The organism is Microbacterium sp. UBA837 (assembly GCF_002296025.1).
Classification (GTDB): domain Bacteria; phylum Actinomycetota; class Actinomycetes; order Actinomycetales; family Microbacteriaceae; genus Microbacterium.
The window spans coordinates 1,775-11,326 of sequence record NZ_DBHD01000001.1; the positions used below are offsets into that span (position 1 = coordinate 1,775).

The window sequence follows — 9,552 nt, forward strand, 5'->3', positions numbered from 1 at the left end:
GTGTCGGCGGCGACAGTGTCGGCGGCCAGAGCCTCGGGGGCGGTATCAGTCATTGGTGGTGCTCGCGATCTTCCATCCGCGCTTCTCGAGTCCGGCTGTCGCGTCGCGCAGCACGGATGGCGCGACGGCGATTTCGGCGAGGCCGAAAGGGGCCCCCGGCGAGTGTTCCAGCCGGAAGTCTTCGACGTTGACCGCGAGCGCGCCCAGGTCACCGAACAGGCGGCCGAGTTGCCCGGCGGTGTCATCGACCATCACCACGAGGGACGCGAAGCGGCGGTTCTGGCCGTGCTTACCGGGCAGGCGCTCCACGCCCTCGTTGCCCCGGCGAATGGTGTCGGCGATCTCGCGTCGAGCTCCCGGCGCCTCGGGCGTGCGGAGCGCCTCGGCGACGGCGGCAAGGTCCTGCGACAGTGCGTCGAGGATGTCTACGACGGGGGCGGCATTGGCCGCCAGGATCTGCACCCAGAGCTCGGGAGCCGAAGCGGCGATTCGGGTGGTGTCGCGAACGCCCTGACCGGCGAGCCGCAGCGACCCGTCGGGGGCGTCGGTGAACCGGCCTGCCAGCAGGCTCGCCACCAGCTGCGGCACGTGTGAAACGAGGGCTACCGAACGGTCGTGGTCTTCGGGGGTCATCTCGATCGGGGTCGCCCCGAGATCCAGCGCGAGCGCCTCGACGAGCGCAAGGTCGGATGCCGGTGTCTTGCCGTCACGGCAGACCACCCAGGGGCGACCGATGAACAGGTCGGCCCGCGCTGAAATCGCACCGCCCCGCTCACGACCGGCCAGCGGATGGGACCCGATGTAGTGCGTGAGGTCGACGCCGCGAGCTTGGAGCTCCTGCAACGGCTCGAGCTTGACGCTCGCGACATCCGTCACGACGGCGCGCGGGAACGTGCGCAGTTCCCGCTCGACGACGTCGGCGACGACATCCGGCGGAACCGCGACGACGATGAGCGTGGGCTCGTCGGCGGGCGTGGCAGCGCGTCCGGCGCCGTAATCGATGGCGAGACGCAGTTGCGATGGCGAAGCATCCTCGAGCACGACATCCACGCCCAGCGCGCGCAGCGCGTGCCCGACGCTGGCGCCGAGGAGACCGGCACCGACCACGCGCACTGTGCCGGTGACGCGTGGGGTCAGCGAATCACCGCCTGCCACGGCTGACGTATCGGGGCTCGTCACGGGGAAGTCTCCTGAGAATCGGGCGACGAAGAGTCGTCAGCCTCGTGGCGCGCGATCTCTTGCTGCGGGTCACCCTCGCGGCGCGCAAGAGTCAGCAATGCGCCTCGTTCTACTGTAGTCAACTCCCTCACCGCCCCGACCGGGAGGCTTCCCAGGTGCAGCGGGCCGAACTGGCGGCGCACGAGCTCCACGACAGGATGCCCCACCTCGGCCATCATCCGTCGCACGATGCGGTTGCGGCCCGAGTGCAGGGTGAGTTCCACGAGCGAGCCACCGCCGGCATCGGATGCCGACAGCAGCCGCGCCTTGTCGGCGGCTATCGGGCCATCCTCCAGCGTCACTCCGCGTGTGAGCCGCGCGATCGTCTGCGGCGTGACGCGCCCCTCGACCTTGGCGATGTAGACCTTCGTCACCCCGAACGACGGGTGTGAGAGCACGTGCGCCAACTCACCGTCGTTCGTGAGGACGAGCAGTCCGCTGGTATCGGCATCCAGGCGTCCGACGTTGAAGAGTCGCTCCGACCATTCCGCCGTGTATTCGCGAAGATCCGGGCGGCCCCGCTCGTCGCGCATCGAGCTGACGACGCCGCGCGGTTTGTTGAGCACCACATATCGCTTGCTCTCATCGAGCTGCACGGCGACCCCGTCCACATCCACGAGGTCCGTGGTCGGATCGATACGCGTCCCGAGTTCGGTCACGACGCGGCCGTTCACCCGAACACGCCCGGCCGCGATCAGCTGCTCTGAGACACGACGCGACGCTACTCCGGCTCCGGCGAGCACCTTCTGCAGGCGCACGCCGTCGGGGCCCTCTGACTCGAATCCGGATGCCGTCATCGGATCGACTCCCCCGCGAAACCGTCTGCACCGTCATCGAGCAGGGGTGAGATGTGCGGCAGCTCATCAAGGGAGTTGATCCCGAGGTTCACGAGCAGGGCATCGGTCGTGCCGTAATGGATCGCCCCGGTGTCGGGATCCGTGAACACCTCCGTGATGAGACCCCGCGACAGGAGCGTCCGCACCACCGAATCGACATTGACGGCACGGATCGCCGCGACTTGCCCGCGGGTGACGGGCTGCTTGTAGGCGATGACGGCGAGCGTCTCGAGGGCAGCCTGCGAGAGCCGCGACGGAGCCTGCGTTCCGACGAAGTCGCTCACGAGATCGTCGAACTCCTCTCGCACATACATCCGCCAGCCGCCGCCGACCTCGCGCAGCTCGAACCCGCGCTTGGGGCCGCCGGTCAGACCGTCGTAGTCAGCGACGAGGGTCTCGATGGCCTGGCGTACGGCGGGCACGGGCGCCCCTACTGCCGCGGCAAGGCTCACGAGGCTGTGCGGCTCGTCGAGGATCATCATGATCGCCTCAAGCCGGCGGGTGATGTCGGAAGCGAAGTCCGAGGTCGTGTCATCGGTCATAGTCGGCTCCCAGTGTCGCAAGGTTCTCGTCCGACCACCGCTCGGCGGTCCAGCGCAGCGTGAGTTCGCCGAGGGGTTCGACCTGCTCGAATGAGAGTGCCGCGTGGCGGTACAGCTCGAGAACCGACAGGAAGCGCGCTACCACGATCCCCGGCTGGTCCACCCCGACGATCAGCTCGCGGAAGTTCAGCGATCCGGAGTTTCGGAGCAGCGTCACCACGACAGCCGCCTGCTCCCGGATGCTGACCAACGGCGCGTGCAGATGGTCGAGCCCGACCTGCGGGATCTCCTTCGGCGCGAAGGCGAGCATCGCGAGCGCAGCAAAATCCTGCGGTGAAAGCGTCCAGACCAGTTCGGGGACGGCATCCCGGTACTTCGCATCGAGCCGCACCGTGCGCGCGTGACGTGTGTCCTCGCGCACGAGGCTGCGCCCGAACCACGCCGAGACCTCCTTGAACGCGCGGTATTGCAAGAGGCGGGCGAAGAGCAGATCGCGGGCCTCGAGCAGCGCGACGCTCTCGGCATCCACCAACTCCCCCTGGGGCAGCAGGCCTGCGACCTTCATGTCCAAGAGCGTCGCGGCAACGACCAGGAACTGCGAGGACTCGTCGAGGTCGTGCTCGGGGCCGAGCGCCCGCACGTGGGCGATGAACTCGTTGGTGACCTCGCTGAGCGAAACCTCGGTGATATCGAGTTCGCGTTTGCTGATGAGTGTCAGCAGCAGGTCGAACGGGCCATCGAACACATCGAGCGTGACGCGGAACCCGCCGTCTGCTTCGGCCGCGCCATCCGCAGCGGCACCGGGCGCGGCATCCGTTCCCTCGTGTGCTGCAGTTTCGTGCACCTGCGGCTCATCAATGCGCCGCGGATGCACGGAACTGCCGCTCTCGTCTGACGGCACCGGAGCGGCATCCGTCGCGCTCGAGGGCTCAGGCGACGGCGCCACGGGCGACGAGCTCTCGCGCGAGCCGCAGATAGGCCTGCGCTGCGGCGTGTTCGGGAGCGAACGTCGTGATCGGCATCCCCGACACCGACGCGTCCGGGAACTTGACGGTGCGACCGATCACGGTCTCCAGCACGTCATCGCCGAACGCCTCGACGACGCGTTCGAGCACCTCACGCGAGTGCAGCGTGCGCGGGTCGTACATGGTCGCGAGTACCCCATCGAGACGGATGTCGGGGTTCAGGCGATCGCGGACCTTGTCGATCGTCTCGATGAGCAGGGCAACCCCGCGCAGCGCGAAGTACTCGCACTCCAGCGGAATGATCACGCCGTGGCTGGCGGTGAGGGCATTGACGGTGAGGAGTCCGAGCGAGGGCTGACAGTCGATGAGGATGACGTCGTATTCCCCGGCCACCTTGCGCAGCACCCGGGCAAGGATCGTCTCGCGTGCTACCTCGTTGACGAGGTGGACTTCCGCAGCCGACAGATCGATGTTCGCCGGGATGACATCGAGCCCCTCCACCGACGTCTTCACGATCGCGTCGTGCGGGTCGCGCTTGGGATCGAGCAGCAGCTCGTAGATCGTGGTGATGTCGTGCGTCGGGATGCCGAGACCCGCCGACAGCGCACCCTGCGGGTCGAAGTCGACAGCCAGCACTCGCCTGCCGTAGTCCGCGAGCGAGGCAGCGAGATTGATCGTCGTCGTGGTCTTGCCGACGCCGCCCTTCTGGTTGCACAGGGCGATCACGCGGGCAGGACCGTGCGACGACAGCGGCGGAGGGGTGTCGAACCCGCGATATGGGCGACCGGTGGGACCGAGGATGTCGGACTCCGCGTCCGTCTTCGCGCCTCGTTTGCTGCCCGCCACCGACTCTCCTGACTTCGCCATGCCGTTGATCGATTCTAGTCACCGAGCGTTCACCGACCGCGAGGCGTGCCGGGCGCGTTCGGCCCTACACTCGGGCCATGTCCAGCGCACCCCACGTCATCGTCGGAGCCGGCCCGGTCGGGTCGTCTCTCGCGCGCATCCTCGCCGGCGACGGTGAACCGGTGATCGTCGTCACCCGCTCGGGCAGTGAACTTGGCGGCGACGGCATCAGGTCGATAGCCGCGGACGCCTCTGACCCCGAGGCGCTCACCCGCATCGCCTCCGGTGCGGCAGCGATCTACAACTGCGCGAACCCGGGGAGCTACACGCAGTGGGAACGCCTCTGGCCGCCGTTGGGGTCGGCGCTCCTGACCGCTGCCGAGTCGACCGGCGCCGTGCTCGTGACGATGTCGAACCTGTACGGCTACGGCCCCGTCACGGAGCCGATGACCGCGCAGATGCCGCTGAATCCGACTGATCACAAGGGCGCTTTGCGGGCCCGGATGTGGGAGGAAGCACGCGCGGCACACGAGGCAGGCCGCATCCGTGCCACCGAGGCCCGCGCCTCGGACTACATCGGCCCGACTCTCCCCGTCGCCAGCGGGCTCCTCGCGAGGTACGCCCAGGCAACGCTCGTAGGAAAGCCCGCATCGGTGTTCGCCGACCCTGATGTGCCACACGCGTGGACAGCGATCGACGACGTCGCTCGGACCCTCGTAATGCTCGGCCGCGACGAACGGGCCTGGGGCCGGCCGTGGCTCGTCCCCAGCAATCCGCCCGTCAGTGTGCGCGAGGCCCTCCGGGAACTGAGCACGGCAGTCGGCGCTCCCGAACCGCGACTGCGCGTCGTGCCGCGGTGGCTGCTCCAGACCGGCGGCCTGGTCGTCCCGCTCCTTCGCGAGGTTGACGGGATGCTGTATCAGTTCGACGCACCGTTCGAAGTCGATGCCACTGAGACCGAGCAGACCTTCGGCATCCGCCCGACGAACTGGGACCAGCTCCTCGCCGAGACCGCGCGAGCATGGCGGGAACGTCTGTCGTCGTGAGGCCTGCTCAGCGCGCGCGAGGGTGCGACGTCGCATACACATCACGCAGGGCGTCGACGCTGACATGCGTGTAGATCTGCGTCGTCGCGACCGAGGCATGGCCGAGGAGTTCTTGCACGACGCGGACGTCGGCGCCGCCCTGCAGCAAATGGGTCGCGAACGAGTGCCGCAGCGTGTGCGGCGACACATGCGCCTCGAGGTTCGCGCGCTCGGCGGCGGCCTGGATCACGAGCCACGCGCTCTGTCGCGATAACGGCGCCCCGCGCGCCCCGAGGAACAGCCGCGGGCTTGCCTTGCCGCGACGGGCGAGCTCGGGACGCGCCCGGGTGAGGTAGGCATCCACCGCTGCCCGCGCGTACGAGCCGATGGGAACGATGCGCTCCTTCGAGCCCTTGCCGCGCACCCGCAGGATGTCGCCATCGGTCACGTCGTCGACATCGAGGCCTACCGCCTCCGACACGCGCGCACCCGTCGCGTACAGCAGTTCGAGAAGTGCCCGATCCCGCAGCGCCACGAGATCGCCGGGTGTCGCCGCCGCAGGCTCGGGACCCGCAGCAGCCAGCAGCGCCTCGACCTGGGCGATCGTGAGCGCCTTCGGGAGGCGCCGGGGCATCTTCGGCGGCCGCACGTGCGTCGTCGGATCGACGGGGTCGATGCCCTCGACAACGAGGAACCGATGCATCCCCCGCACCGACGACTGCAGACGCGCAAGGCTCGTGGCAGCAGGCGGCGGGTCGGATGCCGCGCGCTCGGCGATGTACTCGGTCACGAGCGCCGCGGTGACCTGCTCCGAGTCATCAATCCCGCGGTCTGCGAGCCACTGCCGGTACGGCCCGAGATCACGGCGGTACGCGGCCACCGTGTGCGCCGATAAGCCCCGCTCGATCGTGACGTGGCGCAGGTACGCATCGAGCGCCCGATCGAGCTGCATCCTCAGTCCCGGCGTTCGCGACGCAGCACTTCGGCCGCGGCGAGCACCCCCACCGAGAGGATGCCGTTACGCAGGTTCCCATCCAGGACCCCCGAGATGACCTCATCCACGGACACCCATTCGAGCCGGATGTCGGCTTCCTCGTCCTCACGCTCGTGTACCTCCGGCGCCGGGCTCAACCCGCGCGCAAGGAACAGGTGCACGACCTCGTCGTTGCCGCCCGGCGTCGTGAAGATGCTCACGAGCGGCTGCCACGACGCGGCAACAAGGTCGGCCTCCTCGGCAAGCTCCCGCTGCGCCGTCGCCATCGGCGGTTCGCCGGCGACATCGAGCAGCCCCGCCGGCACCTCCCAGTCCCGGTGGCGAATCGGATGCCGATACTGCTGGATCAGCAGCATCCGCCCCTCGTCGTCGATCGCGACCACAGCCGCAGCGCCCGGATGGTCAACGTACTCGCGCACGATCTCGGCATCGTCGTAGCGAACGGTGTCGCTGCGGACGTCCCACACCCGGCCCTCGTGCACCAGAGTCGACGAGACGACGGGAGCCTCGAACGGCTCATCACGCACGCCGCCGGTCACTGCGTCACTCATCGGACTCGTCACTCATCCGATTCGACGTCGAAGAGCTCGCTCGCGCGGTGACGGTCGAGAGCTGCACCCACGAGCCCGCGGAAAAGCGGATGCGGCGCCGTCGGCCGCGAGCGCAGCTCGGGGTGGGCCTGGGTCGCGATGTAGTACGGGTGCACCTCACGCGGCAGCTCGACGTACTCGACGAGGTTCCGGTCGGGCGAGAGCCCCGAGAAACGCAGGCCTGCGGTGGCGAGGCGGTCGCGGTAGGCGTTGTTGACCTCGTACCGGTGGCGGTGGCGCTCCGAAACGCGCGTTGATTCGTAGACCTCGGCCGCGATCGAGCCCTCGTCGAGCTGCGCCGGATACAGCCCCAGCCGCATGGTGCCGCCCAGGTCGCCGTGGTCGATGATGTCGACCTGCTCTGCCATCGTCGCGATGACCGGGAACTCGGTGTCGGGATCGAACTCGCTCGAGGATGCCCCCGGCAGGTCTGCCATGTTGCGGGCGTACTCGATGACCATGCACTGCAGGCCCAGGCACAGGCCGAGCGTCGGGATGCCCTGCTCGCGCGCGAAACGCAGCGCACCGAGCTTGCCCTCGATGCCACGGATGCCGAAACCGCCGGGAACGACGATCCCATCGACCGACGCGAGCGCCTTCGCCGCGCCCTCCGGGGTCTCGCACAGGTCCGAGGGAATCCAGGTGATGGTCACGTGGGTCTCGTGCGCGAACCCACCGGCCTTCAGGGCCTCGGTCACCGACAGATAGGCGTCGGGAAGATCGATGTACTTGCCGACCAGCCCGATCGTCACCTCGTGCTTGGGGTTGTGGACCGCCTGCAGTACGCGGTTCCAGCGCGTCCAGTCCACGCGGTCGGCCTTCGCGATATCGAGCGCGTCGACGATGTAGTCATCCAGCCCCTGGTCGTGGAGCATCGTCGGGATGTCGTAGATGCTCGGCACGTCGACCGCGTTGACGACGGCGCCCTCGTCGACGTCGCACATGAGCGCGATCTTGCGCTTGTTCGCCTCGGTGACGGGACGATCGCTGCGCAGCACGAGTGCGTCGGGCTGGATGCCGATCGAGCGCAGCGTCGCCACGGAGTGCTGCGTCGGCTTGGTCTTCTGCTCCCCCGAGGCTCCCATGAACGGCACGAGCGACACGTGCACGAAGAAGACGTTCTTGCGACCCAGCTCGTGCCGGATCTGGCGCGCCGACTCGATGAACGGCTGCGACTCGATGTCACCGACGGTGCCGCCGATCTCGGTGATGATGACATCGGGCTGCGGGTCCTCGGTTGCCTGCAACCGCATGCGCCGCTTGATCTCGTCGGTGATGTGCGGGATGACCTGCACCGTGTCGCCGAGGTACTCACCCCGGCGCTCGCGGGCGATGACCTGGGAGTAGATCTGTCCGGTCGTGACGTTGGCCGCTTGGCTCAGGTCGATGTCGAGGAACCGCTCGTAGTGCCCGATGTCGAGGTCGGTCTCAGCACCGTCATCGGTCACGAAGACCTCGCCGTGCTGGAACGGGTTCATCGTTCCGGGGTCGACGTTCAAATACGGGTCGAGCTTCTGCATCACGACCCGCAAGCCGCGCGCGGTGAGGAGGTTGCCGAGGCTTGCGGCAGTCAGACCCTTGCCGAGGGAGGAAACGACACCTCCCGTGACGAAAATATGCTTCGTCGTCGTCAGGCCCGACGAGCGCTCGTCACCGGTAGAGAAGGGGGACGCCGGGGCGTCGTCCGAAGGGGAACCGTGCGAGTCACTCGGGGTCTGCATCACGGGCTTCGATCCTATCAGTCGGCAATCGCGCCCAGGTCGAGCAACTCGCGGGCGTGGGTGAGCGCTGCCTCGGAGTCTGGCATCCCCGACAGCAGCCGCGCCATCTCGGCCTCCCGGGCGGCGCCGGTGAGCTGGTGAACACCGGATGCCGTGATGGCGCCATCGCTGGCCTTGACCACGCTCAGATGGTTGTTCGCGAACGCCGCGACCTGCGCGAGGTGGGTCACGGCGATCACCTGGGATGTCTGCGCCAGGCGCGCCAGGCGCCTGCCAACCTCGATGGCCGCAGCGCCGCCGATTCCGGCATCCACTTCGTCGAAAACGAAGGTGGGCACGGCATCGACCGCCGCGATCACGACTTCGATCGCGAGCATGACGCGGCTGAGCTCACCGCCGGATGCGCTGCGCGAGACCGGGCGTGGCGACGAACCCGGGTGGGGTGCCAGGAGGATCGCCACTTCGTCCCGCCCGGAGCGGCTCGGAGCTGCGGGGGTGACGGAAACCTCGATCTCGGCATCCGGCATCGCCAGAGCATGCAACTCGGCGGTCACGAGCTCTCCGAGGCGGGCGGCAGCCGTCGTGCGCGCCGCCGTGAGGGCAGCTGCCGCCTCATCGAGAGCGGATGCCGCCTCCTCCCGCTCCCGAGTGAGTCGCTCGACCCGCTCGCCGTCGTCGTCGAGTTCTGCCAGCCGTGCCGACCCGGTGTCCAGAAGCGCGATCGCCTCATCCAGGGAGCCATGCGCGCGCACCAGTTCGGACAGTGCGGCACGGCGCTCCTCGACGGCGGCAAGTTCGTGCGGACCCGATTCATC

At 68.4% G+C, this 9,552-nt stretch carries 9 protein-coding genes and 1 pseudogene; 1 reads left to right on the forward strand and 9 read right to left on the reverse strand.

The window, feature by feature from the left end; genetic code table 11:
• Positions 1-45: 45 nt before the first annotated feature.
• From B3587_RS00015 to B3587_RS00035, 5 genes are all read right to left on the reverse strand, one after another.
• Positions 46-1,179, reverse strand: a complete 1,134-nt coding sequence (locus tag B3587_RS00015) for a prephenate dehydrogenase (RefSeq protein ID WP_292725586.1) — start codon at positions 1,177-1,179, stop codon at positions 46-48.
• A complete protein-coding gene (locus tag B3587_RS00020) occupies positions 1,176-2,015 on the reverse strand; it encodes a pseudouridine synthase (RefSeq protein ID WP_292725588.1) in 840 nt (279 codons plus the stop codon). Before B3587_RS00020 ends, B3587_RS00015 begins: the two co-directional genes overlap by 4 nt.
• Positions 2,012-2,596 (reverse strand): SMC-Scp complex subunit ScpB, encoded by a 585-nt coding sequence (scpB, locus tag B3587_RS00025; RefSeq protein ID WP_292725590.1) that lies wholly within the window; start codon positions 2,594-2,596, stop codon positions 2,012-2,014. The genes B3587_RS00020 and scpB overlap by 4 nt, the downstream gene beginning before the upstream one ends.
• Complete coding sequence (locus B3587_RS00030) at positions 2,586-3,440, reverse strand: segregation and condensation protein A (protein WP_292725609.1); 855 nt, start codon at positions 3,438-3,440, stop codon at positions 2,586-2,588. The genes scpB and B3587_RS00030 overlap by 11 nt, the downstream gene beginning before the upstream one ends.
• Before the next feature lie 85 nt (positions 3,441-3,525).
• Complete coding sequence (locus B3587_RS00035; protein WP_228177791.1) at positions 3,526-4,428, reverse strand: ParA family protein; 903 nt, start codon at positions 4,426-4,428, stop codon at positions 3,526-3,528.
• A gap of 77 nt (positions 4,429-4,505) precedes the next feature.
• Between B3587_RS00035 and B3587_RS00040 the strand changes: the two genes are divergently transcribed.
• Positions 4,506-5,453 (forward strand): NAD-dependent epimerase/dehydratase family protein, encoded by a 948-nt coding sequence (locus B3587_RS00040; protein WP_292725592.1) that lies wholly within the window; start codon positions 4,506-4,508, stop codon positions 5,451-5,453.
• A gap of 7 nt (positions 5,454-5,460) precedes the next feature.
• On the opposite strand, the gene xerD is transcribed toward B3587_RS00040, so the two are convergent.
• The 4 genes and pseudogenes from xerD to B3587_RS00060 all read right to left on the reverse strand — a co-directional run.
• Positions 5,461-6,384 (reverse strand): site-specific tyrosine recombinase XerD, encoded by a 924-nt coding sequence (xerD, locus tag B3587_RS00045; protein WP_292725595.1) that lies wholly within the window; start codon positions 6,382-6,384, stop codon positions 5,461-5,463.
• A gap of 2 nt (positions 6,385-6,386) precedes the next feature.
• Positions 6,387-6,977, reverse strand: coding sequence for an NUDIX domain-containing protein (locus B3587_RS00050; RefSeq protein WP_292725597.1), 591 nt, complete (start codon positions 6,975-6,977; stop codon positions 6,387-6,389).
• A gap of 8 nt (positions 6,978-6,985) precedes the next feature.
• Positions 6,986-8,737 carry a CTP synthase gene (locus B3587_RS00055; protein WP_228177832.1) on the reverse strand — a complete coding sequence of 584 codons (1,752 nt, stop codon included), beginning with the start codon at positions 8,735-8,737 and terminating at the stop codon, positions 6,986-6,988.
• A 17-nt stretch (positions 8,738-8,754) separates the two neighbouring features.
• Positions 8,755-9,552 (reverse strand): annotated as a pseudogene (locus tag B3587_RS00060) (DNA repair protein RecN); the annotation flags it as partial.

Excerpts from the sequence above, each read along its gene's own strand:
- scpB (WP_292725590.1), bottom strand. The coding sequence starts at position 2,596 with ATGACCGATGACACGACCTCGGACTTCGCTTCCGACATCACCCGCCGG.
- xerD (WP_292725595.1), bottom strand. The coding sequence starts at position 6,384 with ATGCAGCTCGATCGGGCGCTCGATGCGTACCTGCGCCACGTCACGATC.
- B3587_RS00050 (WP_292725597.1), bottom strand. The coding sequence starts at position 6,977 with ATGAGTGACGCAGTGACCGGCGGCGTGCGTGATGAGCCGTTCGAGGCT.
- B3587_RS00020 (WP_292725588.1), bottom strand. The coding sequence starts at position 2,015 with ATGACGGCATCCGGATTCGAGTCAGAGGGCCCCGACGGCGTGCGCCTG.
- B3587_RS00055 (WP_228177832.1), bottom strand. The coding sequence starts at position 8,737 with ATGCAGACCCCGAGTGACTCGCACGGTTCCCCTTCGGACGACGCCCCG.
- B3587_RS00035 (WP_228177791.1), bottom strand. The coding sequence starts at position 4,428 with ATGGCGAAGTCAGGAGAGTCGGTGGCGGGCAGCAAACGAGGCGCGAAG.
- B3587_RS00040 (WP_292725592.1), top strand. The coding sequence starts at position 4,506 with ATGTCCAGCGCACCCCACGTCATCGTCGGAGCCGGCCCGGTCGGGTCG.